Source organism: Insolitispirillum peregrinum (genome assembly GCF_900156605.1).
Taxonomy (GTDB): Bacteria; Pseudomonadota; Alphaproteobacteria; order Rhodospirillales; family Rhodospirillaceae; genus Insolitispirillum; species Insolitispirillum peregrinum.
On sequence record NZ_FTOA01000003.1, the window covers coordinates 479,094 to 504,354 of the forward strand.

Annotated in this window: 21 protein-coding genes; 14 read left to right on the plus strand and 7 right to left on the minus strand. The window is 61.8% G+C overall.

Annotated elements, in window-relative coordinates; all coding sequences use genetic code 11:
* Positions 1 to 9: 9 nt before the first annotated feature.
* Together argC and BW995_RS09925 are read right to left on the minus strand one after the other, a co-directional pair.
* On the minus strand, positions 10 to 1,053 hold the full coding sequence (gene argC / locus BW995_RS09920) for an N-acetyl-gamma-glutamyl-phosphate reductase (RefSeq protein ID WP_076400095.1): 1,044 nt from the start codon (positions 1,051 to 1,053) through the stop codon (positions 10 to 12).
* Positions 1,054 to 1,216: 163 nt separating this feature from the next.
* Positions 1,217 to 2,599 carry a ribulose-bisphosphate carboxylase gene (locus BW995_RS09925; RefSeq protein WP_076400097.1) on the minus strand — a complete coding sequence of 461 codons (1,383 nt, stop codon included), beginning with the start codon at positions 2,597 to 2,599 and terminating at the stop codon, positions 1,217 to 1,219.
* A 340-nt stretch (positions 2,600 to 2,939) separates the two neighbouring features.
* Here BW995_RS09925 and BW995_RS09930 point away from each other — a divergent pair, with 340 nt between their 5' ends.
* From BW995_RS09930 to BW995_RS09945, 4 genes are all read left to right on the plus strand, one after another.
* A complete protein-coding gene (locus BW995_RS09930) occupies positions 2,940 to 3,509 on the plus strand; it encodes a DUF882 domain-containing protein (protein ID WP_076400100.1) in 570 nt (189 codons plus the stop codon).
* Positions 3,510 to 3,622: 113 nt separating this feature from the next.
* Positions 3,623 to 8,728 carry an alpha-2-macroglobulin family protein gene (locus BW995_RS09935; protein WP_084194733.1) on the plus strand — a complete coding sequence of 1,702 codons (5,106 nt, stop codon included), beginning with the start codon at positions 3,623 to 3,625 and terminating at the stop codon, positions 8,726 to 8,728.
* Positions 8,718 to 10,802: a penicillin-binding protein 1C gene (pbpC, locus tag BW995_RS09940; RefSeq protein WP_245821386.1), complete on the plus strand. Its 2,085-nt coding sequence runs from the start codon at positions 8,718 to 8,720 to the stop codon at positions 10,800 to 10,802. Before BW995_RS09935 ends, pbpC begins: the two co-directional genes overlap by 11 nt.
* 153 nt (positions 10,803 to 10,955) lie before the next feature.
* On the plus strand, positions 10,956 to 11,669 hold the full coding sequence (locus BW995_RS09945) for a DNA/RNA non-specific endonuclease (protein ID WP_076400104.1): 714 nt from the start codon (positions 10,956 to 10,958) through the stop codon (positions 11,667 to 11,669).
* A 38-nt stretch (positions 11,670 to 11,707) separates the two neighbouring features.
* Here the strand turns inward: BW995_RS09945 and BW995_RS20275 are convergent, their stop codons facing one another.
* Positions 11,708 to 12,400, minus strand: coding sequence for a DUF2726 domain-containing protein (locus BW995_RS20275; RefSeq protein ID WP_084194734.1), 693 nt, complete (start codon positions 12,398 to 12,400; stop codon positions 11,708 to 11,710).
* 334 nt (positions 12,401 to 12,734) lie between these two features.
* Between BW995_RS20275 and BW995_RS09955 the strand changes: the two genes are divergently transcribed.
* The 4 genes from BW995_RS09955 (at position 12,735) to BW995_RS09965 (ending at position 17,312) form a co-directional block, all read left to right on the plus strand.
* Entirely contained in the window at positions 12,735 to 14,903 is a 2,169-nt protein-coding gene (locus tag BW995_RS09955) for a YgiQ family radical SAM protein (protein WP_076400106.1), read from the plus strand.
* A complete protein-coding gene (locus BW995_RS09960; protein ID WP_084194735.1) occupies positions 14,903 to 15,304 on the plus strand; it encodes a Rieske (2Fe-2S) protein in 402 nt (133 codons plus the stop codon). The genes BW995_RS09955 and BW995_RS09960 overlap by 1 nt, the downstream gene beginning before the upstream one ends.
* An 85-nt stretch (positions 15,305 to 15,389) precedes the next feature.
* Positions 15,390 to 16,046 (plus strand): hypothetical protein, encoded by a 657-nt coding sequence (locus tag BW995_RS20470; protein WP_139332850.1) that lies wholly within the window; start codon positions 15,390 to 15,392, stop codon positions 16,044 to 16,046.
* Between the two features lie 36 nt (positions 16,047 to 16,082).
* Positions 16,083 to 17,312 (plus strand): helix-turn-helix domain-containing protein, encoded by a 1,230-nt coding sequence (locus BW995_RS09965; RefSeq protein ID WP_076400108.1) that lies wholly within the window; start codon positions 16,083 to 16,085, stop codon positions 17,310 to 17,312.
* A gap of 164 nt (positions 17,313 to 17,476) precedes the next feature.
* Here BW995_RS09965 and BW995_RS09970 read toward each other — a convergent pair whose 3' ends face one another.
* Positions 17,477 to 17,953, minus strand: a complete 477-nt coding sequence (locus tag BW995_RS09970; protein ID WP_076400110.1) for an Lrp/AsnC family transcriptional regulator — start codon at positions 17,951 to 17,953, stop codon at positions 17,477 to 17,479.
* A 132-nt stretch (positions 17,954 to 18,085) separates the two neighbouring features.
* Here BW995_RS09970 and BW995_RS09975 point away from each other — a divergent pair, with 132 nt between their 5' ends.
* The 5 genes from BW995_RS09975 to BW995_RS09995 all read left to right on the plus strand — a co-directional run bounded on the left by BW995_RS09975 (position 18,086) and on the right by BW995_RS09995 (position 22,363).
* Entirely contained in the window at positions 18,086 to 18,517 is a 432-nt protein-coding gene (locus tag BW995_RS09975; protein WP_076400112.1) for a DUF2000 domain-containing protein, read from the plus strand.
* A 463-nt stretch (positions 18,518 to 18,980) separates the two neighbouring features.
* Complete coding sequence (sdhC, locus tag BW995_RS09980; RefSeq protein ID WP_076400114.1) at positions 18,981 to 19,364, plus strand: succinate dehydrogenase, cytochrome b556 subunit; 384 nt, start codon at positions 18,981 to 18,983, stop codon at positions 19,362 to 19,364.
* A 14-nt stretch (positions 19,365 to 19,378) separates the two neighbouring features.
* Positions 19,379 to 19,759 (plus strand): succinate dehydrogenase, hydrophobic membrane anchor protein, encoded by a 381-nt coding sequence (sdhD, locus tag BW995_RS09985; RefSeq protein ID WP_076400116.1) that lies wholly within the window; start codon positions 19,379 to 19,381, stop codon positions 19,757 to 19,759.
* A gap of 5 nt (positions 19,760 to 19,764) precedes the next feature.
* Positions 19,765 to 21,555, plus strand: a complete 1,791-nt coding sequence (gene sdhA / locus BW995_RS09990; RefSeq protein WP_076400118.1) for a succinate dehydrogenase flavoprotein subunit — start codon at positions 19,765 to 19,767, stop codon at positions 21,553 to 21,555.
* A gap of 25 nt (positions 21,556 to 21,580) precedes the next feature.
* Positions 21,581 to 22,363, plus strand: a complete 783-nt coding sequence (locus tag BW995_RS09995; RefSeq protein ID WP_076400119.1) for a succinate dehydrogenase iron-sulfur subunit — start codon at positions 21,581 to 21,583, stop codon at positions 22,361 to 22,363.
* Positions 22,364 to 22,641: 278 nt separating this feature from the next.
* Here the strand turns inward: BW995_RS09995 and BW995_RS10000 are convergent, their stop codons facing one another.
* Positions 22,642 to 23,184: an antibiotic biosynthesis monooxygenase gene (locus tag BW995_RS10000; protein ID WP_076400120.1), complete on the minus strand. Its 543-nt coding sequence runs from the start codon at positions 23,182 to 23,184 to the stop codon at positions 22,642 to 22,644.
* Between the two features lie 92 nt (positions 23,185 to 23,276).
* Here BW995_RS10000 and BW995_RS10005 point away from each other — a divergent pair, with 92 nt between their 5' ends.
* A complete protein-coding gene (locus BW995_RS10005; protein WP_076400122.1) occupies positions 23,277 to 23,903 on the plus strand; it encodes a TetR/AcrR family transcriptional regulator in 627 nt (208 codons plus the stop codon).
* Here BW995_RS10005 and BW995_RS10010 read toward each other — a convergent pair.
* Both BW995_RS10010 and BW995_RS10015 read right to left on the minus strand, forming a co-directional pair.
* Positions 23,900 to 24,406, minus strand: a complete 507-nt coding sequence (locus BW995_RS10010) for a ferritin-like domain-containing protein (protein ID WP_076400124.1) — start codon at positions 24,404 to 24,406, stop codon at positions 23,900 to 23,902. The two genes, BW995_RS10005 and BW995_RS10010, sit on opposite strands and share 4 nt — an antisense overlap.
* A complete protein-coding gene (locus BW995_RS10015; protein WP_076400126.1) occupies positions 24,403 to 25,251 on the minus strand; it encodes a 2-oxoacid:ferredoxin oxidoreductase subunit beta in 849 nt (282 codons plus the stop codon). Before BW995_RS10015 ends, BW995_RS10010 begins: the two co-directional genes overlap by 4 nt.
* Between the last annotated feature and the right edge of the window lie 10 nt (positions 25,252 to 25,261).

The window sequence follows — 25,261 nt, forward strand, 5'->3', positions numbered from 1 at the left end:
CAAAAGAACTTACGGGAACAGGGCGAGGTTTTGCAGGCCCATCGTTTCCGGCAGGCCGAGCATGACGTTCATGTTCTGGATGGCCTGACCCGAGGCCCCCTTGATCAGATTGTCAATCGCCGACAGGACGATGGCGCGGCCCGGCACGCGGTCGGGGAACACGCCGATCTGGACAAAGTTGGAACCGCGCACATGGCGGGTCTGCGGAGCGGTCTTGAACGGCAGCACGCGGACGAACGGCTCGTCGGCATAACGGCTGCTCAGGGCGGTGTGCAGGTCTTCGGCAGTGACACCCTCGGCCATCTTGACGTAGATCGAGGCCAGAATGCCCCGGCTCATCGGCATCAGGTGCGGGGTGAAGTTGACCATCACCGGATGACCGGCGGCCTGGCTGAGGCCCTGTTCGATTTCCGGCGCATGGCGGTGGCTGGCGACGCTGTAGGCGTGGATGCCTTCGGTGACTTCGCAGAACAGCGAGCCTTCCTTAGCGGCGCGACCGGCACCCGACACCCCGGATTTGGCATCAATGATGATGTCCTGATCCTGCACCAGTTTCTGGTCCAGCAGCGGGATCAGCGGCAATTGGGCGGCGGTCGGATAGCAGCCGGGGTTGGCGACCACGCGGGCGGCGGCGACCTGTGCGCGGGCGATTTCGGTCAGGCCGTAGACCGCTTCCTTTTGCAGCTCGACCGCCTGATGCGGGTGGCCGTACCACTGCGCATAGGTTTCCGGGTCGGCCAGACGGAAATCGGCGGACAGGTCAACGACTTTGACATGGGTCGGCAGACCGGCAATCACTTCTTGCGTGGTGCCGTGCGGCAGGGCGCAGAAGCAGACATCAACGCCGCTCCAGTCCACATCGTTGATGGTCACCAGATCCGGCAGGTCCAGTCCGCCCAGTTGCGGAAACACCGCGCCGATAGGTTGCCCGGCGCGTCGGTCGGCGGTCATCGCAACAATGCGGGCCTGTGGGTGGGTCCACAGCATCCGCACGAGTTCAGCCCCGGTGTAGCCCGAGGCCCCAAGAATGGCGATGTTCACCTTACCGGACATGGTTTTGTTTCCGTCATTTCAATGAGGTCTGTACAAGGCTGCTCCGCAGGAGCCCCGCACGGGGCGGTTCTTGCGTTGCAGTACAGGCACCATACCCCAACTTGACAGCAGGCGGAATGGGGGCGAAGGGGCTGTCACAGAATATTATGCTTCATGTCATGGGTCAGGCGGCAGTCCGGTCCAGCCGGTCGCGCCAGCCGGGATACAGGCGGTCGGCATCGTCGGCAAAGCTGTGGAAAGCTCCGGCCAGTTCCGGGTGATCCATCGCATGGCTGACCAGATCAATTCCGGCCATCCACGCGTCGCACGCCTGCCGCAGGGAGCGGGCCCCGGCGGCGGCACCATCGCGATGACCGAAGACCCCGCCGCCCGAGGTCTGGATCACGTTGGCATGGCCGAGGTTGCTGAAAAAGGCTGGCAGGCGCAGGGCGTTCATCCCCCCCGAGACGATCGGGGTGGTGGACAGCATCCCGCCCCATGGCTGATGGAAATAGGGGCCATCGGCGGCCTGCTGTTCCAGCATGTAGGCGATCATGCGGTCGGTGCGTTCGCCCTCCATCTTGCCAAAGCCCATGGTGCCGGTGTGAATGCCCGACGCCCCTTGCAGGCGGGACAGTTTCAGATGACAGAACGCGGTGTAGCCCCGTTTCGACTGCGGGCTGGTGATCGCGCCATGGCCCGCACGGTGATAGTGCAAAAAAGTACCGGGGAACTGGCGGCGCACCAGACTGACCGCCGTCGGTCCGGCGACAAAGCCATCGACCAGAAAGGCCACATGGTCGGCATTCTCGCCAAAGGTCTTTAAAACGTATTCGCCGCGCGCCAGCATCTCGAACGGATCATCGGCGGTGATGTTGGCGGAAAACAGCTTCGGTTCGCCGGTCTTGTCCTGCGCCCGGCGCAGGGCATCGGCAACGGCGCAATGGGTTTCGCGGAACGGGGCAAAGGTCTGGTTGCCCTGTGGCTCGTCGTTCTTGATGAAATCGCCGCCCAGCCAGAACTGGTAACAGGCATCGGCGAACGGTTGCGGACGGAGGCCCAGCTTGGGCTTGACGATGGTGCCGACCACCATGCCGCCGTTCTGCCGGGGCCGCCCCAGCACCGTCCACATGTGGGCGATATTCAGCGCCGGGCCATCGAACAGGGCGAGATAGGCCGGGGGAATGTAAAAGTCCTGCAGCTTGGCATATTCGATATCACCCATGCCCTGATTGTTGCCGACCGCCAGCGTCAGGAACGACGACACCATCGCCTTGCCATCGGTGATGTTGCGGTCGAACAGGTCGAGCGGAAAGGCAATCTTCACCAGCTCGCGGGCTTCGTCGATCTGATAGACCAGTGCATCGACGGCGCGGGTGAAGTCGTCGGTGGTGCAGACCTCGACATTGGTTCCGGTCGAGCTTTCGGCGGCAAAGTGGGCGGCGGCGCTGAGGTAGCCATGCCCGGCCTTGGGCTTGAGGTGATAGGCGCACAAAACATGCCGCCCTCCGGCGATCAGGTCCGATTCACGCAGCGACAGGTTGGCATAGCGGGAGGACTGATCCATCGGGTATCTCTCTGTTTTACAAGGCACTGTCGCCACGGCACCGGCGGTAACGCGGCCTGCCTGGGCAGGGCGCCTGCCATAAACACCATCACGCTGCCACTGTCAGCTATTTTATGGCTGCCTGAAACACCCGCTCGGGGAACGCTATGCCCTCATTATGGGTAGGTTTCTGCCCTACCCCATAAGGTGGTGATATGGGTGGGTCTTGGTTTGTTCCGTCCCTTTATGACGGTATGTAGTTATTTTTTCCCATCAGACACAGTCTGTTTGGGTTGACAGGCGCAGGGTCAAAAGTGTTTTCTCTCCCTCGACGATCTTTGAGGAGCTATGAGGCAGACGCATGCATGATGCTGGAAACGACCTGCTGAGCCGTCGCGGAATTCTGCGACTTGGTGCCGCTGCGACGGCAACCGGACTGATCGGCGCAGCCGTCCCCAGTGATGCGATGGCCGCTGTCTATAAGGCCAAAGAGCGTGTTGTTGCCATGCACAACATCAATACCGGCGAAATGCTGGAAGTGGTGTACGCCAAGGCCAGTGGCTATAACCCCGCCGCCATGCAAAAACTGAATAGCTTGATGCGCGATCGTCGCAATGACGAAAGCACGCGGATGGATCCCCGCCTGATCGATGCCATGTGGGCCTTGAGCCAGAAGCTGGGCAGCAAAAAGCCGTTCCAGTTGATTTGTGGCTATCGTTCCCCGGCCAGCAATGCCATGCGTGCCGCCATGTCCGATGGCGTGGCCAGCAACAGCTATCACACCCGTGGCATGGCCGCTGACATTGCCCTGCCGGATGTCTCACTCGGGCGTCTGCGCCGTGCGGCGATGGAGCTGAAGGTCGGCGGCGTCGGCTATTACCCCCGTGACGGCTTCGTCCATATTGACGTTGGCCCGGTGCGCACCTGGTAACAAAACTGTCCGGGGCGGTCTGCTTGACTGTCTGGAAATGTTACTGAATTCTCCTGTTGCCCTCCCACTCCTGCGTGTATGATCGCAGCGGATTTTTCCGGGGAGGGTTGGTGATGGTCAGCAGGAAGAAACTTCTGGCGACAGTCGTGTTTGCCGCGATGGGGATCGCCGGGTGGTGGCTGACCAGCCGCGATCAAGCCCCGCCGCCGCCGTCCACTGCTGTGACATCGGCGCCTGCCGCACCGGCTTCGCCGCCCCCGGCCACAACACCCCCCACACAAAGCGCCTCTGCCGCTGCTGTACCGCTGGTGCCGCAGGTGTTCCGCTATCAACGCTATGAGGTTGATACCGGTCGCAACGATCCCGAAGTCTGTCTGGTCTTTTCAGCCGCTCTGAAGCCCGAAGCCGACAGCTATGCCACGTTCCTGAATTTCAGCGGTGGCCCGGTGACGCCGCTGCGGGTGGATGACAAAAAGCTGTGCTTTGGCGGTCTGCGCTATGGCGAAAGCTATTCAATGACCCTGCGCACCGGCCTGCCGGACAAGGCGGGGGAAGCGCTGGCCGAAGATACGGTGATCCCGTTGTCGCTGGGCGATCGCGCCCCGCAGGTCATTCTGGGGAAAGGCTTCTGGCTGCCGCGTGATGGTAACGGCAGCCTGCCGATCACCTCGGTCAATGTCGAGCGGGTGCGGATGAGCATTTACCGCGTCGGTGAACGGGCCTTGACCCGGATGGAATCCCTGTTCCTCGATGATGGAACGATCAGTCGCTATCGGGTCGAAGAAGACCTTGATCTGGCCGCCAGCAAGGTCTGGCAGCAGGACCTGCCGCTGCGCACGCCGCGCAATCAGGGAACAGTGACCAATCTGCCGTTGCCCGATGTGGTGCTGAAGGGCGCGCCGGGGGCCTATTGGGTGCAGGTGCTGCCGATCGACCTGAATGGCGAGCCGGTGGGCGAGGAAGACTATAGCCTGCCCGGCCAGTGGGTGATCAGTTCTGATCTGGCGATGACCACTTACCGGGGCGGCGAAAGCGGTCTGGTGGTGATGATGCGGGGTCTGGCCTCGGCCAAGCCAAAGGCCGGGGTCGAACTGACCTTGCTGGCCGCCAACAATGAAATTCTTGCAACCGCCACCAGCGATCAGGACGGCAAGGCCAGCTTTGCCGCCGGTCTGATGCGCGGGCACGGCGGGATGGAGCCGGTGATGCTGCTGGCCCGGCAGGGCGAGGATTTCAACCTGCTCGACCTGCGCCGGTCATCGTTCGACCTGTCGGACCGGGGCGTGCAAGGCCGCGAAGCGGCTGGCCCGATTGATGCCTTCCTCTACACCGAACGCGGCATCTATCGCCCCGGTGAAACGGTTTACCTGACCGCCCTGTTGCGCGATGCCCGTGCCAACCTGCTGCCGGGGCAGGGCACCTGGTACATCAAGCTGTTCCGTCCCAACGGCGAGGAATACCGCTCGTGGCCGGTGAAGCAGACGGACAACGGCGCGGTGACGCTGACGGTGGCCTTGCCGAAGTCGGCCAATCTCGGGGTGTGGGATGCGCAGATTTACGGCGACCCCAAGGGTGAGGCGGTGGGCAAGGTCTCGTTTGAAGTCGATACCTTTGTACCGCAACGGCTGGAGGTCACCGTGACCCCGCCGTCCGAGCCGGTGGCCGTGGGGGCCGAGGTGCAGGTGCCGGTGTTTGCCCGCTTCCTGTACGGCGCGGTTGGCTCCGGGCTGGGCGGCGAGGCGTCGCTGGATGTGGCCGTTGATCCCCGGCCTTTCCCGCAACATCGCGGCTATCGCTGGGGCGTCGAGGGCGAACAGGTGGAGGCGGTCAGCCTGCCGCTGACGCTGGAGAATACCGACGCGGACGGCAAAACGGTGGCCACCGGCCTGCTGAATGACATCCCCAAGGCAACCCGTCCCTTGCGGGGGGTGGTGCAGGTCGAAATTGCCGAACCGGGCGGGCGGGCAACCGCCAAGCGGGCTGACGTCCCGCTGGCCTCGGCCCCGCTGTTCATCGGTATTCGCCCGTTGTTTGAAGGCTTCTCGGTCCGTGAAGGCACCGAGGCCGGGTTTTCGGTGCTGACTGTCGATGGTCAGGGCAAGCCGTTGGGGCAGCAAAAGCTGACCTATCACCTGATCGAAGTGAAAACCGACTGGCAGTGGTACAAGAGCGGCTCGTCGTGGTCGTACAAACAGATCCGGCGCGAACGCGAGGTGGCGCAGGGCCATCTGGTCAGTGGCACCGATGACGGGCTGGCGACTGTCAAGCAGACCCTGCCGTGGGGCCGTTACCGGCTGGACGTGCAGCAGGACGATGGCGAGATGCGTGCCACCCGTGACTTTACCAGCGGCTGGTACGGCGAAGACAGCAGCGATACCCCCGATCAGTTGGCGGTCAGCAGCGACAAGACCGGTTATGGGGCGGGCGAGCAGGCCCGCCTGCACATCGCCTCGGACACTGCCGGGGAAGCCACTATTGTGATCGCCAACGAGGCGGTGCAGGAAACCCACACCGTCAGTGTACCGGCCGGTGGGGTGGATGTGCCGATCACCATGCAAGAGTCATGGGCTGCCGGAGCCTATGCGCTGGTGTCGTTCTATCGACCGCTGGGGCGCGAGGTCAATCACGCGCCGGTCCGTGCTGTGGGGGTGGTCTGGCTGGGGGTGGACCGCGCGCAGCGCACGCTGACGGTGGACATCACCGCTCCGGCTCTGGTGACGCCCCGCCAGACGGTCACCATCCCGGTAGCGGTCAAGGGCCTGAGTGACGGGCAGAACAGCGCCTATGTGACATTGGCGGCCGTTGATCAGGGCATTCTGCAACTGACCGATTTCAAGACACCCGATCCGCTGACCCACTATTTCCGCCAGCGCCGTCTGGGCGTTGACATGACCGACGACTATGGCCGGATCATCCGCCCACAGGCGGCAGACGGTTCGGATCAGGGCGGTGATGCCGGGCATGGGCAGGGACTGGAAACGGTGCCGGTCCGCTCGGTGGCGCTGTTCTCGGGGCTGGTGGCGCTGAAACCGGATGGAACAGCGGACATTCCGCTGGAAATCCCCGACTTTCAGGGTGAGCTGCGCCTGATGGCGGTGGCCTATGACCGTGGCAAGGTCGGCAGCAGCGAACAGCGGATGACCGTCCGCGATCCGGTGGTGGCCGACGTGATCCTGCCGCGCTTTATCGGCAGCGGTGATCAGGGGGCGGCCACCGTCCTGCTGCACAATGTTGCCGGACAGGCGGGCGACTATCAGGTGACGGTACAGGCCGAAGGCCCGATCAGCGGTGGCCAGCCGACGAGCACCGTGTCTCTCGCCGTCGGGCAGCGGATGACCTACACCGTTCCCCTTCGTGGGGCAGCGCAAAATCCCCAGCCGGGAGCCTCGCCACTGGGCATCGGCACGGTGCGCCTGTCGGTGCAGGGGCCGGGTGGCTTTGCGATCAGCCGCGACTGGCCGATTCAGGTGCGCGCGCCGCAGGCGGTGCTCAGCCAGCAGGAACGCGGCGCACTGGCACCGGGCGAACGCAAGGTGATCCATGGCATCGCCGGGGTGCCGTTGCAGGCCGGGACCATCAGCGCCAGCCTCAGCACCTCGCGCTGGCTGGGACTGGATGTTCCCGCCCTGCTGAAGTCGCTCGACCGCTACCCCTATGGCTGTCTGGAACAGACGGTCAGCCGGGCGATGCCGCTGCTGGCCTTTAACGACCTGGCCGGGCAGGTGCTGGACCAGCAGGACACCGGCATTCCGCAACGGATTGATCAGGCGATCGAGCGGGTGCTGTCGATGCAGGTGGCGGCGGACTATTACGAAGACCCGCTGAACTTTGCCACCTGGGGCGGCAACGGTGACGACGTTCAGCGCTGGATGACCATTTACGCCGCGGACTTCCTGCTGCAAGCCGCCGAGCGTGGTTATGATGTTCCGGCCAATGTGCAGGATGTGCTGCTGAAGGGCTTGCTTGCCCAATCCCATGCCAGTGATCGCAGCAGCGAAGACGCCCGCGCCTACGCGATGGCCATTCTGGCCCGCTTTGGCCGTCTGAACCGGCAGGAAGCGGTCTATGTCCATGACGAACGGCAACCTGCTTCCATCCGGGCGCTGCTGTTCATGGGGCTGACCTTCGAGGCGCTGAAGGATCAGGCACGGGCGAACAATTCGTTCGATCTGGCCCTGAACCACTTCCGGCAGATTCCGCAGCTCCAGATTCAGATCAGCCAGTTGCGGCAGGAGCTGGGCGCGTGGCAGGGCAAAAAGGACGGCAAGGCCTATGAGGCGCTGAAGGAGAAATACTCCACCGCCGTCAACACCCTGCGCGGCTATCTGTCCTATGACAGCAATGGCGGCTCGAATGGCGAAAACAGCGTGCCGCCGTCGCGGGTGACGATCCTTTACACCATGATTGGTGCGCTGGCGCAAAGCAACCGGCTGGCGGCCATTCCCGACCTGCTGGACATCGGCCAGCAGGAGACGGGGACGCTGGCCTATCTGTCGACCGAGGAAAAGGCGGCAATGCTGTATGCCGCCAGCCAGTTGGCGCGCAGCAGTGGCCGGGTGGATGTGCAGGTGGATGGAACGGCGATTGGCAAGGGCGATCCGGCCAGCCGCCGTCTGGACGAAGCCGCCTTGCAGGCCGGGGTGACGGTGGAAAATCGCGGCGATGGTCCGATTTTCTACAGCCTGAGTGTTGATGGCATCCCCAGTGAGCCGCTGCCCGCACAGGATATGGATCTGCATGTGGAAAAGGCGTTCTTTACGCCGACCGGCGAGCCGCTGGACCCAACCACCCTGCACCGCAATCAGCGGGCGGTGGTGGTGATCAACGGCTCTACCACCTCGCAGGAAGACGGCTCCTATGGGCTGCAGGACCTGTTGCCCGCTGGTCTTGAAGTCGAAGGCATTGTTGATGCCGGGACGGCGGGCTTTGGCTGGCTGAACCTGACCTCCAGTCTGATCAGTCAGCAGGCCAGTGATGACCGGGTGGTGGCGGTAACGGTGCTGCCACGATCCGAGTACGATTTGCGGGAAAACATGGAAGGGTATAAGGACATGGTGCCGGAAGAAAAGGTCCGGGAGCAATGGTCGTTCCGTGTTGCCTATGTGGTGCGGGCGGTGACGCCGGGCAGCTTTACCTTGCCAGCCGTTTCAGCCGAACACATGACCGTGCTGAAAGTGCAGGCGCGCAGTGCGATGGGACAGGTGGTGATTGCCGAATAAGCTGTCACAACTGGCGGTGATGGCGGGGCGGTGGCTGGCGGGATTGCTGGCCGCCGCCCTGCTGCTGTGGTTTGTGGCCGGGGTCGCCAACCGGCTGCTGCCGCCAGACCTCAGCCGCTGGGAGCAGCGGTCGCAGGTGGTCACCGACGTCGAAGGCCGCCTGTTGCGCCCGTTCCCGACCACCGAGGGCTTTTGGCGTTTGCCGACCAGCCCGCAGCAGGTGGACCCGCTGTATCTGGCAATGCTGATGGCGGTCGAGGACCAGCGGTTCGGCCTGCACCCCGGCGTTGATCCGCTGGCAATCTTGCGGGCGATTGGTCAGCGGTTGACTCAGGGCCATGTCGTTTCTGGCGCCTCGACCCTGACCATGCAGGCCGCCCGCCTGCTCGATCCCAAGCCGCGCACCCTGACCGCCAAGCTGGCCGAAAGCCTGCGGGCGCTGCAATTGCAGCACCGTCTGGGCCGCGAGGGGGTGTTACAGGTTTACCTGACCCTGGCCCCCTTTGGCGGCACGCTCGAAGGGGTGCGCTCGGCTTCTTGGGGCTGGTTCGGCAAGGAGCCTGACCATCTGACCGCCGCCGAGGCTGCCTTGCTGGTCGCCTTGCCCCAGCGCCCGGAAGCCCTGCGGCCCGACCGCTTCCCCCAGCGCGCCCGCGCCGCCCGTGACCGGGTGCTGGACCGGGCGGTAGAGCGCGGGGTGATCAGTCTCGATGCCGCCCTGCTGGCCAGAAGCCAGCCCTTGCCGACCACCCAGCGCCCCATGCCGCTGAGCGCCGCTCATCTGGCCGAAGCCCTGCGACGGCGGTCGCCGCCAGAGCAAAAAGAGCTGAGAAGCTTTATTCAGCGTCCAGTGCAGGCCACGCTGCAAACAATCATCGACCGGGCCACCCAGGGCTGGGAAGACGGGGTGGAGGTGGCGGCGGTCGTGGTGCGCACCGCTGACCGGCAGGTGATCGCCCATCTGGGCAGCCGTGACTGGCTGAGTCGACCGCTGGATTTGACGCAAGCCGTCCGCTCGCCGGGATCGAGCCTGAAGCCGCTGATTTATGCTCTGGCCTTTGATGACCAGTCGCTGCACCCCGGAACGCTGGTCTACGACGGTCCGCGCCGCTTTGGCAGTTGGCAGCCGCGCAATTTTGACCGGGACTTTCGCGGCATGCTGACGGTGCGCGAGGCGTTGCAGCAATCGCTGAACGTCCCGGCGGTGCTGGCACTGGACAAGGTGGGGCCGTTGCGCTTTGCCACCATTGCCCGGCAGGCCGGGTTGCCGTTGTTTCTGCCCGGCGATGGCGAAGCCGGGCTGCCGCTGGCGCTGGGCGGAGTCGGGGTGCGGCTGGTCGATATGGCAACCATTTATGCCAATCTGGCCGATGACGGGATGGTGCGCCCGCTGGCGTGGGGGTCGGATGTGACCGAGCCAGCCCTTGCCGCCCGCCGTCTGGTTGGACAGGCGGCGGCGCGGGCAGTGCTGACCATCCTGACCGACAGCCCGGCCCCGGATGGGCAAATTCAACGTTCGCTGTCCGGCGGGCGGCGCAGCGTGGCGTTCAAGACCGGGACCTCCTTTGGTTTCCGCGATGCCTGGACGGTGGCGATGTCGCCCGACTATACGGTGGTGATCTGGGTGGGCCGTCCCGATGGCGCACCGCGACCGGGCCATCTGGGGCGGACAACGGCGGCTCCGCTGGCGTTACGGGTGCTGGATGCCCTGCCGATGGACCGGCGGCAAAAGCCCGCCATCAGCGAGCCGGACAACGCCCTCTATGCCGCCGAGCCGCCCGCCGCACTGGCCCGGATGGAGCTGGATTCCCTGATCAGCCCGCAAAAGCGCCAGCCGCTGCAAATCATCTTTCCACCCGATGGCGCGGCCATTGAACGCTTGGCGGACGGCGTGCTGTTGCAGGCCAGCGGTGGCGAGGCTCCGATCCAGTGGGCCGCCGACGGCATCCCCTTGCCGCCACCGGTCGGGCGAGGGAGCCAGTTCTGGCAGCCCGCAGGCGAGGGGTTTTATCAACTGGCGGCGATTGATGCCAAGGGCCGCCGGGCCGAAGTGCGGGTGCGGGTGTTGCCGTGACGGGTGGTGTGGCGAGGTATGGCGGGGGAACAACCCTTGTGAAACCCGGCTGTAAAATACTCTCATGAGCCACACTTCAGAAAGAGGACTCTTTCTGAAAAACCACTTCCGATAGACTGCCAGAGCCTTACCGACGCTCAGGAGTATTGCCGCATGTCACCGCCTATTGTCTATGTGCCCGGGAACCACACCACCAATTATGGCGGCCTGACCCAGCAGGTTACATCTGCGGTGATTGTCAGGGCCACGGCCACCCTGACCCCCAGCAATATGACCGGTGGGTCCGGGCCATCGAGCAGCATCACCCCACCGGGATGGGGGTCGGGGACCTGCCCGGAACACCATAACCGGGGGCATTTGATCGGCAACAAACTTGGCGGGCCGGGGGATGAGGCCAAGAATCTGGTCACCCTGACGGCGGGCACCAATCACCCGATGATGTATGAGTACGAAGATCTGGTGTACAATTACGTCCGCGCCCAGCCGCATGGCACCGCCTGTACCTATACCGTGGAGTGTTTTTACGACGATATTTACTACACCTCCACCACGGGCTTTCCGGTTCCCGGAGCCAGCGGCAATCCGTTCTGCCTGTTCCCGGCACCAGCCTATCTCAGGCTGTCTCTGACGAACGGCGGTCCGGTGACTTTGAACACCTTGTCGCAGTATCAGGCCAACCCGCCGGCCACCCTCGGAACAGCCGGGCTTGCGACCAGCTTGCTGGTCTATAACGGCGGCTATAAGTGGTATCAGAGCGCGGTCCACTATGGGAACAACTGCTGGGCGGTGGTGAACAACCTCAATGATCCGAATGTTCAGATTGCTGCCCGCGCTTATGCCCGCGCTCTGGGCTATGATTTCCCATAGGGCATTGCGTGAAAAGCGGGAAGCGGTGCTGTGTCCCGTCAATGATTCGCGGCTCTGCCCCGCTTCTTTTTCATCGCCTTGATCACCTTGTCCTCAATGGCGCCGGTGCGGTCCTGCGGAAAAATCTCGACCAGCGGGATACCGGCCCGTTCGAGGGCTTCGCGCTTGATGGCATCGCGGATTTCGGCATCCCCTTGATAATGGCCGGTGCCCTGATATTCGATCGCCACCGCCGGATAGCCGTCGGTGCCCATGATCAGCATGTCGATGCGTTTGGAATTGATCGACTTGAACGCCTGCTGATCACTGCTGCCGAGGATTTCCCCCAGACTGGTCTGGGCGAACAGGCGACAGCCGCGATAGCGCTTTTGCACCAGCTGTTCGATCAACAGGAACACCTGATATTCCGATTTGTTCATCACCGGCTTGGAACTGAAGGCGGCAGCCCGCACCCAGGTCAACTGGTTGGCAACGCTCCAGAATCCCCCGCGCGGCTTGGCGGGTGAACTGCCGGTCTTCTCCGGGCTGGCCTTGCGCGTGGCCTTGGTGGTGGTCGGACGGGGCGCACGGGCGGCGGCCGCAGGGGCGCGGCGTCGCCAGCGTGGCAACGACAACGACGGTAACGGGCGCAGGCGCAGGGCGCGCACGGTCCGCACAAGCCCGATCAGCAGGCCCACTCCCAGCGACAGGGCCAGCACAACGACGGCAAGGGGCGGAGGGGACTCTGACACGCACGGTTCCAGTCAAAAGGTGAACAAACCATAGACAATGTTTTATAATCGCCTGGCAAACAAAGGCAATCATGCTTTGTACCCGGATGGAGTCCAGCCAAACCCACCCTATATCCCTTGAAGGGTTGGTGTTGACGAATCCCGCCAAACGATTATGACTGTGCCGCACTGGTGCGGTCTGATTGGCCCCGTCTTGTGTGTCTGATGGCCCGAATGTCCGATGGAAAGACCGGGACAGAAAAAGCGCAGACCGCACCTGATGCTATCCCAAGGGATGTTTATCTGATCTGCTGCCGTCCCTCTGGTCAGGGAGGTCGCTTTGCCGGAGCTGTTGATGGAAGCCGCGAAGAGTATTTTTTCCTATCGCAAATACTGGGCGCACCGTTTCGGGACGGCTCCCTTTTTGCCGACCACGCGCGCGGAAATGGACGCTCTGGGCTGGGACAGCTGCGACATCATCATCGTTACCGGTGACGCCTATGTTGACCATCCCAGCTTTGGCATGGCGGTGATTGGCCGCGTGCTGGAGGCACAGGGCTTCCGCGTCGGCATCCTGACCCAGCCGGACTGGACCAGTGCCGAGGCATTCCGGGCGCTGGGCAAGCCGAACCTGTTTTTCGGCATCACCGGCGGCAACATGGATTCGATGGTCAACCGCTATACCTCGGACCGCCGCCTGCGCCACAACGACAGCTATACGCCCAACGACGAAGGCGGCAAGCGCCCCGACCGGGCGGTGATCGTCTATTCCCAGCGCTGCCGCGAAGCCTATAAGGATGCCCCGATCATTCTGGGTGGCATCGAGGCGTCACTGCGCCGGGTGGCTCACTATGATTACTGGTCGGAAAAGGTCCGTCGCTCGGTGCTGATGGACGCCAAGGCTGATATCCTGTTTTATGGCAACGCCGAACGGGCGCTGATTGATTTCGTCCATCGCGTCGGCAAGGGCGAGGCGGTCAACCAGATCACCGACCTGCGCGGGACGGTGGTGCTGCGCGATGCGCTGCCCGACGGCTGGCAGGAACTCGATGTTTCGTCGATTGATGACGAATCGGTCAGCATTCCGCGCAGCGAGGGCGAGGCTCCGGCGGCGGTGCGTCTGCCGTCCTACGAGCAGGTGAAGGAGGATCCGGTCCTCTACAGCCACACCTCGCGCATCATCCATCTGGAAAGCAACCCCGGCAACGCCCGCCCGCTGATCCAGCGCCATGGCGATAAAGAGGTGTGGGTCAACCCGCCGCCGATCCCGTTGACCACCCCGGAAATGGACTGGGTTTACGGGCTGCCCTATGCGCGGGCGCCGCACCCGTCCTATTGCGGGGCGCGTATTCCGGCGTGGGAAATGATCCGCTTTTCGGTCAACATCATGCGCGGTTGCTTTGGTGGCTGCTCGTTCTGCTCGATCACCGAGCACGAAGGGCGGGTGATCCAGAACCGCTCGCATGAATCGATCCTGAAGGAAGTCGAGGACATTCGCGACAAGGTGCCGGGCTTTACCGGGGTGATCTCGGACCTTGGCGGGCCGACCGCCAACATGTACCGGCTGGCCTGCAAGGACGACGAGACGCAAAAGGTCTGTCGCCGCCTGTCGTGCGTCTATCCTGACATCTGCAAGAACCTCAACACCAACCATGACTCGCTGGTCGAGCTGTACCGCAAGGCGCGGGAGCTGCCGGGGGTGAAGAAGATTCTGGTGGCCTCGGGTCTGCGCTATGATCTGGCGGTGCGCAGCCCGACCTATGTCAAGGAACTGGTGACTCATCACGTTGGCGGCTATCTGAAGATCGCCCCCGAGCACACCGAAGAAGGCCCGCTGTCCAAGATGATGAAGCCGGGCATCGGTAGCTATGACCGCTTCAAGCAGATGTTCGAGCGGTTTTCGCGCGAGGCAGGCAAGGAACAGTACCTGATCCCCTACTTCATCGCCGCCCATCCGGGGACCAGCGACGAAGACATGATGAACCTCGCCCTGTGGCTGAAGCGCAACGGCTTTCGCGCCGATCAGGTGCAGGCGTTCCTGCCGTCGCCGATGTCGCTGTCCACCGCCATGTATCACGGCGAGCGCAATCCGCTGAAGCCGGTCCGCCGCACCGGGACCGAAGTGGTCGCCACCGCCAAGGGCCTGCGCCAGCGCCGTCTGCACAAGGCCTTCCTGCGCTACCATGATGCGGAAAACTGGCCGCTGCTGCGCGAGGCGCTGAAGGCGATGGGCCGCAGTGACCTGATCGGCCCCGGCAAAAAGCATCTGGTCCCGGCCTGGCAACCGGCGGGAACCGGCAAATCTGGCGGTGAGGGCGCGCGTACCGGGCGCAAGCACAAGGATCAGACCTTCCTGACCACCCACGCCGGACAGGGACGCCGCCCGGATGGCGACGGCCCGGCTCCGGCTTCAGCTTCGGGGGCTCCGGCGCGTTCTGGTCCTTCTCGTTCTGGCCCCTCCCGCTCCGGTCCGGTGCGCTCTGGTGCTCCGCGTTCCGGTATGCCGCGCAAAGGAAAGCCGTGATGGTCGATGGTCTCTATTTGCTGCCGCATCTGCGGTCGGGAACCGTGGTTTGCGAGGCGTCTTTGGTGGCCGCCGGACAGGCTCGCTCAGTGAAAATCGCCCTGCCGCACGCCGTGGCCGCTGGTGACGACGTTCCGGTGATTGACCTGCTGGTCCTGCGACTGGATGACGGGGCGCTGCGGGTGTACCTCAACCGTTGCGCCCACTTTGGCCTGCCGCTGAATGCCCGGGATGGCTACGAGTTCCTCAACGATGAGGGCGACCAAGTGGTGCTGCGCTGTCAGCACCACTACATGGACTTTTGTCCGGCAACCGGCGAAGGGCTGTCGTTTGAATGCCGGGGTGATGCGCTGACCGACATTCCGGTGGCCGAACGTGACGGCCAGATCGTGACTTTGTGATGAGCAGATTAGAGTGGTGAGAGCTTGATAACGCAAAATTTTAGTGGCAATATCTGGTAAACGCAAATCGTAGAGAGAAAATTTTATGGTGAACCTCATCACTCGTATCATGAACGCCTACCCGGTGGGATTCTTTCGGGTACTCTCGGAATATATTGATGCGGGTTTTGCGGAGGCATGGACTCTGGCAAATCGTCATGCAGAAGAACCAGAGAGGCTTAATATGCTCGGACAGTTTCGGCATTCGCGCTGTGAGGCTGGGTTCCGCCGTGCCGCTCAGGAAGCAGGGTTGACTGTGACAGCTCCTCATACCCAACCTTTAGGCGGGCGCTATAGCATTGTCTGCGGGAGTGATGTTTATATTGTTCGCAGCAATATCCAGAAGCACTGTGGCCCACCGCGAGCATCAGGTTTCCGCAAAAATTGGGCAAGTATTAATGCTTCTCTATTCGAAACTCAGGGCGATCTTTTCAAATGCGTTCCGCCATCGCCTGATCAACAGTTGTGTACGATGCTGGTGACTACAGCTAATACATGTCGAGGAGATCAGAGTGTTCCGGCATTCGTAGGAATTGGTATTCCAAGTTCAACTCTATCAGTTTGGAAGACCTTGATCTCTTTGCCAGATCTTCTTGCTCGATATCATGACGCAGATACTGCCACACGTAAGACGGGTGAAATGGCGGTTACACTCAAAGACGTGGCTGTGCCGCGTCTCAAGATGAAGCCCAATCAGGAATAAGCCGTTAGGCTATCTAATATGTAGTGGAGAGAAATAATGCGGAACGGAACACCAGGGTTCCAACCGGGGCGACTGGTGGAGGCAAGGGATTCGCGTGGTTTGTCTCAGATTGCCTTAGCCAACCTTATTAACCGGACTAGCTCGAGTATTTCGCGCTGGGAGGGTGGCAATCAGTCGCCAGAACCGGAAGCCTTGGACATTCTGGCGCGGGCGTTAAATCTGCCCATGAGCTTTTTCCTCCAGCCTCAGCCAAAGCACGGCGATAATCCGATGTTTTTCCGATCTATGGCGATTACTACACAAGCTCTGCGCCGTCGTACATGTAGCCGCCTGCATTGGGCGGAGGACATCGCTCTTCAAATTCAAGAATGGCTTGATCTTCCTGAAGTTGATTTGCCTCAAGCTACCGTTTCAGACTATCGAGAGATTTGCGATGAGGACATAGAGTCTATTGCGACAGAATGTAGGAAGCGTTGGAAACTCGGCATGGGGCCAATCGCAGATATGCTTTTGGTAATGGAAAATGCTGGTGTTTGCGTTGTGAAGGAAGAAGTGGGTAGCGCTACTATGGATGGTCTATCTCATTGGTCTGAGATTGATCAACGGCCTTATGTATTGATTGCATCTGATAAGGATGCTTGTGTGCGCTCTCGTCTTGATGCCGCACATGAACTTGGCCATTTGATACTTCATCGGCATGTGAAAGAAAAGTCTCTGGTCGATAAAGCTTCATTTAAAGAGGTTGAGAGGCAGGCATTCTTATTTGCAGGGGCTTTTCTATTGCCAGCAGAGAGCTTTAGTGTAGAGGTCTGGTCTCCAAGCCTTAATAGCTTTCTTTCCCTAAAAGAGCGTTGGAAAGTGTCTATTGGGGCTATGGTAAAACGTTGCCATGCACTTGGCATAGTTAGTGATGAATATGAACAACGCCTATGGAAACATTATGGCGCGCGAGGTTGGCGAAAGTCTGAGCCATTGGATGATGTGCTTACAGTAGAAAGCCCCCGTCTGCTTAATCGATCAATTCGTCTGTTGATTGATGAGAACGTTCGGACACGTGAGCAGCTTCTTGATGATTTCCATCTCCCGGCTTCTGATGTGGAAAGCTTGTGTGGCCTTCCGCGTGGTTTCATGACATCAACCGAAGCTGATCTTGTGGTGTTACCCCGTATCAAGGGGAATGCGTTCGTTAGTAATCCAGATGGGGAGGTGGGAATTAGTAACGCCGAACTGATAAATTTTCCTGTCCGTGGTGAGAAAAAAGAGTAACTGCTTCCTGTTTTCTGAAAAAAAGAGGGGTGATGTTTATGCATGTTCGAAAGTTTTGACGTATTATTTTCTTTTTGAATAATAAATAAGTGGGGTCTGGGGCCTAAAGGCCCCAGCGAGGTGTGGAGCAGAGCTCCATGATTTTCTGTTGTGTACTTTTATATTCAGCTCCCTAGTAGAGGTAACCCCTGTAGGGGCTTGATTTCCTTCAGCACAAAGGTGGTCTGCATTTCCTTGATGCGCGGCAGGCGGCGGACCACCGTCATGGCGAAATCGGTGTAGGTGTCGAGGCTTTCGGCCACCACCTGCAACAGGAAATCGGCATCGCCAGCAATTGAATAGCAGGCAATTACTGGATCAAGGGTGCGGATGGCGTCCTCGAAGGCGCGGGCTTCGTCGTCGCTGTGGCTGTCGATCTTGATGCGGATGAACGCCAGCACCCCCCAGCCCAGCCGCCGCCGGTCCAGTCGGGCGCCATAGCCCTGAATCACCCCTTGTTCCTCCAGCGCCCGTATCCGGCGCCAGCACGGCGAGGCCGACATGCCGACCCGCTCGGCCAGTTGCTGGTTGGTCAGGGTGCTGTCCTGCTGAAGCTGTTGCAGCAGGCGGCAATCCTGCGCATCAAGGATCAAGGGTTCCATTTTCCTGCCATCGGCTGTTTTCGGGTCTGGTTTACCGCAGAATGGGCCATTTCCCGGCAAGTCTGAAAGCCTTTTCCGCGATGTCCTGCGTACTCTTGTCTCTGGTCCAATGATCTGATGATGGGAGCAGAAATGAGCAAGACAGAAGAAAGCCTGCGGGTGTCGGTGCTGGTGCGGCCGGATTTGCCGCTGGGGGCGGTGGTCAATACGGCGGCGGTGGTGTCGGTCGGGCTGGCCGCCCATGTTCCGGCGCTGGCCGGGACGGTTTTGCGTGATTCTGCCGACCGCATGGTGTTGGGCTGTTCGGAATATCCGGTGCCGATCCTGCAGGCCGACAGCGCCACCCTGCAGGCAGTGATTGCCAAGGCCTGTCAGGGAGACATGCCGGACGGTGCAGCGGTGGTGCCGTTTCCGGCCTTTGCCCGCCGCATCCATACCTTTGCCGACTATCAGCAGGAACTGACCGGGCGTGACCTGACCAGCGAGGAGCTGGACGGGGTGGGGCTGGTTGGGCCAGACAAGTGGGTGCGGTCGCTGACCGGCGCGCTGAAGTTGTTGCGCTGATCCGACTCGAACGGCGTTTTACGGACCGAGTCGAAGACAATCAGGGTGATCCGGGCCAGAGGGGGGAGGCATGCCCCGCTCTGGCCCGTTTTGTCGATTGGGACAGAACCGGGCCGTTGATGATGCAACCCTGCGTGCTCTGGTATTGCCGGTGTGGACTGTTCGGGAGGCTGTCCGGGCGGGCGGAACGGGGGGAAACGCCCTGTCTGGCGGGTAGGGCGGCAGGAAAGGGGGGCATTTTGAAAATGCTTGCCGGAAGCTTGATTTTGCTGATAAATGATAGTGAGAATTATTTGCACTCCCTACACCGCCGGGTAGGGAGTAATCTCCCTTGCCGAGTGGGGAGGAATCATTGACAGGAACCGTGTGACGGGATACACCATCGCCGCACCGCCAAAATGGAATCAATCCATGACTCGGCTCCGGGAGGCCGACCGTGGAATCCTGTCGAGAGGCCCGCGCCATGAAATCTCAATCCAGGCCCCTGTCCCCCCATCTGCAGATCTACAAGTTTACGCTGCACATGGCGATGTCGATTTCTCATCGCATCACCGGGGTTGCGCTCGCTGTCGGCACCATCGTGCTGATGTACTGGCTGGCTTCGGCCGCCCACGGAAAAGAAGCGTACGAAACCGCCGCATCCGTCATCGGATCGTGGTTCGGCTACCTGCTGATCTTCGGCTGGTCCGCCGCCCTGTTTTACCACCTGTGCAACGGTATCCGTCACCTGTTCTGGGACGCCGGCCAGGGCTTTGAAATCGAACAGATCAAGAAATCGGGTATCGTGGTTCTGGGGGCTGCTGCGGCACTGACCGTGCTGGCCTGGATCCTCGGTCTCGCCATCTGATTGGGGGAAAGAACATGAGCCTGCGCTCCCCGCTTGGCCGCGTCCGCGGCCTCGGTTCGGCCAAGGAAGGCGTCCATCACTGGTGGCAACAGCGCGTTACCGCCATTGCCCTGGTACCGCTGGTCTTCTGGTTTGTCGTCTCGATCATTGCCAACGTCGGGTCCAGCTATGAGCATATGCATGCCTGGCTGTCCTCGCCCGGCAATGCCACCCTGCTGATCCTGCTGCTGGTCGCCGTGTTCCATCACGCCCAGCTGGGCATTCAGGTGGTGATCGAAGACTACGTGCACTGCGCCGTGATGAAGCCGATCGCCATCATCGCCACCAAGCTGCTGGCGACTGCCGCTGGTATTTATTCGGTGGTGTGCGTCCTGTTTGTTGCCATCGGAGGCTAAGGGTTATGGCCGCTTACGAAATCATTGACCATCAGTACGACGCCGTTGTCGTCGGTGCTGGCGGTGCTGGTCTGCGCGCCACCTTTGGCATGGTGGCCGCCGGTCTGAAGACCGCCTGCGTGACCAAGGTGTTCCCGACCCGCTCGCACACCGTGGCGGCGCAGGGCGGCATCGGCGCTGCCCTCGGCAACATGGCCGAGGACAACTGGAAGTGGCACATGTACGACACCGTCAAGGGGTCGGACTGGCTGGGCGACCAGGATGCCATCGAATACATGTGCCGCGAAGCCATTCCGGCGGTGTACGAACTTGAACATTTCGGCGTGCCGTTCTCGCGCACCCCGGAAGGCAAGATCTATCAGCGCCCGTTCGGCGGCCACATGCGCAACTTTGGTGAAGCCCCGGTCCAGCGCGCCTGCGCCGCTGCCGACCGTACCGGCCACGCCATCCTGCACACGCTGTACCAGCAGAGCCTGAAGCACAAGGCCCAGTTCTTCGTCGAGTTCTTTGCCCTCGACCTGATCATGGACCCGCAGAGCGGCGAATGCCGTGGGGTGATCGCGCTGGAAATGGCCACCGGCAAGATCCACCGCTTCCAGGCGCACCAGACCGTGCTCGCCACCGGCGGCTATGGTCGTGCCTTCTTCTCCTGCACCTCGGCCCACACCTGCACCGGCGACGGTAACGGTATGGCTGCCCGCGCCGGCCTGCCGCTGCAGGACCACGAATTCGTGCAGTTCCACCCGACCGGCATTTACGGTTCGGGCTGCCTGATCACCGAAGGTGCCCGTGGGGAAGGTGGCTACCTGACCAACTCCAAGGGCGAGCGTTTCATGGAACGCTATGCTCCGACCGCCAAGGACCTGGCCTCGCGCGACGTCGTGTCGCGTGCGATGACCATGGAAATCCGCGAAGGTCGTGGGGTCGGCAAGGAAAACGACCACATCCACCTGCACATGGAACACCTGGGTGCCGACGTCCTGTGGGCCCGCCTGCCGGGCATCACCGAAACGGCGAAGATTTTCGCCGGTGTCGATGCCACCAAGGAACCGATCCCGGTGCTGCCGACCGTCCACTACAACATGGGCGGCATTCCGACCAACTACATGGGCGAAGTCCTGCGTCCGACCAAGGACAACCCGGACGCCGTCTGTGGTGGTCTGATGGCCGTCGGTGAATGCGCCAGCACCTCGGTGCACGGTGCGAACCGTCTGGGCACCAACTCGCTGCTCGATCTGGTGGTGTTTGGCCGCGCCGCCGCTCTCCGCGCTGCCGAGCTGATCAAGCCGGGCACCCAGCACAAGCCGCTGCCGTCCGACAATGCCGATCTGGCCCTGTCGCGTCTGGACCGCGTGCGCAACGCCAACGGCAGCCGCGCCGTTGCCGACATCCGTCTGGACATGCAGAAGACCATGCAGCGCGACGCTGCGGTGTACCGCACCTCCAAGTCGCTGGAAGAAGGCGTCGAGGCCCTGAAGGGCGTTGCCGCCAACATGCCGGACATGCGCATCGCTGACCGTTCGCTGGTGTTCAACACCGACCTGATGGAAGCGCTGGAGCTGGAAAACCTGATGGCCTGCGCCTCGGCGACCATCATTTCCGCCGAAGCCCGCAAGGAATCCCGTGGCGCGCACGCCCACGAAGATTTCCCGAACCGTGACGATCAGGAATGGATGAAGCACACCCTGGCCTGGGTTGACGACAAGTACAACGTCACCCTGGACTATCGTCCGGTCCACACCTGGACCCTGACCGACGAGGTTGAGTACATCGAGCCGAAGGCTCGCGTGTACTAAGGCCGGAAGCGAGAGGAACAAGCCCATGGCTGAATTCAATCTGCCGCCGAACAGCCGCGTCAAGGAAGGCAAGACCTTCCGCGCTCCGGCCGGTGCAAAGAACATCAAGGTGTTCAAGGTTTACCGCTATGATCCCGACAGCGGCGAAAACCCGCGCCTGGACAGCTACGAGATTGATCTCGATAACTGCGGTCCGATGGTGCTGGACGCCCTGCTGAAGATCAAAAACGAAATCGACTCCACGCTGACCCTGCGCCGCTCGTGCCGTGAAGGGATCTGCGGGTCGTGCTCGATGAACATCGACGGCCTGAACACTTTGGCCTGCCTGAAGCCGATCGAGGACATCAAGGGCGACGCCACCGTCTATCCGCTGCCGCACATGCCGGTGGTGAAGGACCTGGTGCCCGACCTGACCGTGCCCTACGCCCAGTATGCCTCCATCGAACCGTGGATGCAGGCTGATACCCCGGCTCCGGGCAAGGGTGAGCGCCTGCAGTCCCCCGAAGAGCGCGCCAAGCTCGACGGCCTGTGGGAATGCATCCTGTGCTTCTGCTGCCAGACCTCGTGCCCGTCGTACTGGTGGAATGGCGACCGCTACCTCGGCCCCGCCATCCTGCTGCAGGCCTCGCGCTGGATCAATGACTCCCGCGACGAAGCCACCGGCACGCGTCTGGACAACCTTGAAGACCCGTTCAAGCTGTACCGCTGCCACACCATCATGAACTGCACCAACACTTGCCCCAAGGGTCTGAACCCCGCTAAGGCAATTGCTGACATCAAGCAGAAGATGATCAAGCGCGTGCTGTAAGCTTTGCGTGTTCTGAAACCCCCCGCCCTCGTCAGAGAGCGGGGGGTTTTTGTTTGTCGTGTACTGTGGACATAAACTCACAGTACACGACAGTTTCCGAAAAAGAATGGGCTACCGCCCAAACCCGTTTGGGTGCGATGCCCCCAAACCCCCATTTTTTCTTTTATGATCAAAGGAATGGGGTCTGGGGCCGACTGGCCCCAGCGAGGTGTGGAGCAGCGCTCCATGATCCTGTTTTTTGTTTGTCGTGTACTGTGACATAAGCCACGCTCACTACTCTAAACCTTGCGCCTCACCGGCTTCAGCCACCAGCCCATCCAGCGCGACAGGCGGGGCATGATGCCATAGGTCATCGCCAGCACCACAAGGATGGTCAGGATGGCGACCTTCAGCAGGAACGGCAGTGCTGCCAGCAAGGGGGCGATGTACCACAGGCAAAAGGCGACGGTGGGGAAAATTCCCATCCACGTGACCACCGCCAACCGCCAGCGGGCCGGGCCGGTGCTGGTGATTTTTGCCGGAAACCACACTTCCAGCCCGCTGAGGGTGCGATAGTCGGCCTCGGAGGCCACCACCGGCGCCAGCCGTTGATGCCAGTCGGCGCTTTCCGGCGAACTGCGCCAGCGGTCGAGGTCGGCCTGGGTGGCGAAACGCTGGATAATCTGGAACGGCTGGTCTTCGCTGTGCGGCGGAATGATCGCTGCTGACAGATAGCCGGGAAAATGGCTGGAGGCCTCGAGCATCCCGCGCACGAGGGTTTCATAGGTGGCGGCGCAGCCGGGTTTGGCATGCCGGTGGACGATGCGGGAGACTTCGGACATGGAGATGGCCTATGTGGAAACTAAACGGTTTCGTTTCTGTATCCTGTCATCGCTGTTACACTGCTGTCAATCTTTCCGCCTGAGGATATCTGATGACGGCTTTCCCTTCCGCCCCCCGCCCCGGACGCAAGCCGGAAGACCAGCGTGCCCGCCTGCGCGATGCCGCCGCCGAGGTCTTTCTGGAGCATGGATTCGGAATGACCACGGTGGACATGATCGCCCAGCAGGCCAAGGCGTCAAAAAAGACCCTCTATGCCCATTTCACCAGCAAGGAAGAGCTGTTTGTGGCGGCGATCGAGGCCATTTGCGGCGACACACTGGGGCCATTGGCCGCACTGGACGATCCGGGGCAGACCCCGCAACAGGTGCTGACGGTGTTTGGCCTGCGGATGCTGGAGCGTATCCTGTCGCCCCGGGCGATTGCCGTTCACCGGCTGGCGATTGGCGAGGCCACCCGTTTTCCTGAACAGGCTCGCTTGTTCTATCGCTCCGGTCCGGCCACCTTGCAGGCGATTTTGACCAACCACATGCGGGTCTTGCAGGCGGCCGGGCATCTGCTGGCCGAGGACCCGGCGTGGCTGGCCAGTGTGTTCATTCAAATGGTGATCGGGGACTATCAGCGACAGGTGTCGATGGCGATGATCCCCGCTCCATCCCCCGCCGAGGCCGAGCGCCATGTTCAGCGGGTGGTTGCCCTGTTTCTGGGGATGCGGGGCTAATCCACCGATACCGGTGGATCAAGGTCTTCGGCCCAATGCTCGCCCGGTGGCGGATATTTCTTCAACCAGTCGAGCAACAGCCTGATGTGCATCTGCTCCTCGGCGGCGAATTCGGCGGCCATCGCCTGCACCTCGGCATTGGGGCAGGTGCTGGCGATCAGGGCATAAAAGGCATGGCCGCGCTCTTCGGATTGTTTGGCGGCGATCAGCGCATGGTGCGGGGTCATGCGGTAATGCACCTCGTCGATTTCCACCGTCTCGGGGCTTTCGGCGTCCGGCCAGTGGTACTCCCATGGGGCATAGTGCGGCAGGGTCAGGCCCTTGGCGGCATCGCGAGCCTCGGCAAGATGCAGGCGCGAGTAATGCGCCATCTTGCGGAACAGCTCGACCACATCGCCATTGTGGTGAACCTCCAGCGCGTCGGCCAGCTCGTCAAAGCGTTCGGCGGATTCGCGTTCCAGGGTGATGGCGTGGGCTAAAAATTCCGGGACGGTGGTGATCATAGCGCGAACCTCTTTTCCAGATCGGCGATGCTCAGGGTGTCATCAGGGGCCGGGTGGAACGGGCGGTGGTTGCCCCGGTACAGAACGCCGGTGGCAAAGCCGTCATCGTCCAGCAGACGCAGGAAAGCCTCCTTGCGGTCGGTGACCGGGGTGCTCCAGTCCTGATGGACCTGCTCCTTGTAGCCGCGTTGCTCGGGGCGGAAGGTCACGCAGGGGCTGAGCACCTGAATCAGTGAAAAGCCGGGGGCGCAGATGCCTTCGCAGATCATTTGGGCAACGTGATTGGGCTGTCCGGCAAAGGTGCGGGCGATGAAGTTGGCTCCGGCGGACAGGGCGATTTCCAGCGGATGGATGGCTTCGATGCCGGTGCCCTCAGGCGTCAGCTTGGAGCCGGTCCAGTCGGGGGCGGTGGTCGGCGAGGCTTGCCCCTTGGTCATGCCATAGACCGCGTTGTCCATCACGATATAGGTCATGTCGATGTTGCGGCGGCAGGCGTGCAGGAAGTGGTTGCCGCCAATCGAAAAGCCGTCGCCATCGCCACCGGCGACCAGCACGGTCAGGTCCGGGCGGGCGGCTTTCAGGCCGGTGGCGACCGGCAGGGCGCGGCCATGGATCGAGTGGAAGCCATAGAGCGAGGTATAGGCCGGCAGGCGCGAGGAACAGCCGATGCCGGATACCAGCGCCACCTGTTCCGGCGGGAGCTGCAACTCGCTCAGGGCCTTGGTCAGCGCCGACAGAACCGAATAGTCACCGCAGCCGGGGCACCAGACCGGCTTGATCTGGGACTTATAGTCATTGGCCGAATAGGTCGGCTCGGCGGTGACATCGCAGGGGATGGTGTTCATGATGTCTCTC

What these genes read in the sequence shown, in the direction of transcription:
- argC (WP_076400095.1), bottom strand. Translation starts at nt 1,053, where the DNA reads ATGTCCGGTAAGGTGAACATCGCCATTCTTGGGGCCTCGGGCTACACC.
- BW995_RS09925 (WP_076400097.1), bottom strand. Translation starts at nt 2,599, where the DNA reads ATGGATCAGTCCTCCCGCTATGCCAACCTGTCGCTGCGTGAATCGGAC.
- BW995_RS09930 (WP_076400100.1), top strand. Translation starts at nt 2,940, where the DNA reads ATGCATGATGCTGGAAACGACCTGCTGAGCCGTCGCGGAATTCTGCGA.
- BW995_RS09935 (WP_084194733.1), top strand. Translation starts at nt 3,623, where the DNA reads ATGGTCAGCAGGAAGAAACTTCTGGCGACAGTCGTGTTTGCCGCGATG.
- BW995_RS09945 (WP_076400104.1), top strand. Translation starts at nt 10,956, where the DNA reads ATGTCACCGCCTATTGTCTATGTGCCCGGGAACCACACCACCAATTAT.
- BW995_RS09955 (WP_076400106.1), top strand. Translation starts at nt 12,735, where the DNA reads ATGGAAGCCGCGAAGAGTATTTTTTCCTATCGCAAATACTGGGCGCAC.
- BW995_RS09960 (WP_084194735.1), top strand. Translation starts at nt 14,903, where the DNA reads ATGGTCGATGGTCTCTATTTGCTGCCGCATCTGCGGTCGGGAACCGTG.
- BW995_RS20470 (WP_139332850.1), top strand. Translation starts at nt 15,390, where the DNA reads ATGGTGAACCTCATCACTCGTATCATGAACGCCTACCCGGTGGGATTC.
- BW995_RS09965 (WP_076400108.1), top strand. Translation starts at nt 16,083, where the DNA reads ATGCGGAACGGAACACCAGGGTTCCAACCGGGGCGACTGGTGGAGGCA.
- BW995_RS09970 (WP_076400110.1), bottom strand. Translation starts at nt 17,953, where the DNA reads ATGGAACCCTTGATCCTTGATGCGCAGGATTGCCGCCTGCTGCAACAG.
- BW995_RS09975 (WP_076400112.1), top strand. Translation starts at nt 18,086, where the DNA reads ATGAGCAAGACAGAAGAAAGCCTGCGGGTGTCGGTGCTGGTGCGGCCG.
- sdhC (WP_076400114.1), top strand. Translation starts at nt 18,981, where the DNA reads ATGAAATCTCAATCCAGGCCCCTGTCCCCCCATCTGCAGATCTACAAG.
- sdhD (WP_076400116.1), top strand. Translation starts at nt 19,379, where the DNA reads ATGAGCCTGCGCTCCCCGCTTGGCCGCGTCCGCGGCCTCGGTTCGGCC.
- sdhA (WP_076400118.1), top strand. Translation starts at nt 19,765, where the DNA reads ATGGCCGCTTACGAAATCATTGACCATCAGTACGACGCCGTTGTCGTC.
- BW995_RS09995 (WP_076400119.1), top strand. Translation starts at nt 21,581, where the DNA reads ATGGCTGAATTCAATCTGCCGCCGAACAGCCGCGTCAAGGAAGGCAAG.
- BW995_RS10000 (WP_076400120.1), bottom strand. Translation starts at nt 23,184, where the DNA reads ATGTCCGAAGTCTCCCGCATCGTCCACCGGCATGCCAAACCCGGCTGC.
- BW995_RS10005 (WP_076400122.1), top strand. Translation starts at nt 23,277, where the DNA reads ATGACGGCTTTCCCTTCCGCCCCCCGCCCCGGACGCAAGCCGGAAGAC.
- BW995_RS10010 (WP_076400124.1), bottom strand. Translation starts at nt 24,406, where the DNA reads ATGATCACCACCGTCCCGGAATTTTTAGCCCACGCCATCACCCTGGAA.
- BW995_RS10015 (WP_076400126.1), bottom strand. Translation starts at nt 25,251, where the DNA reads ATGAACACCATCCCCTGCGATGTCACCGCCGAGCCGACCTATTCGGCC.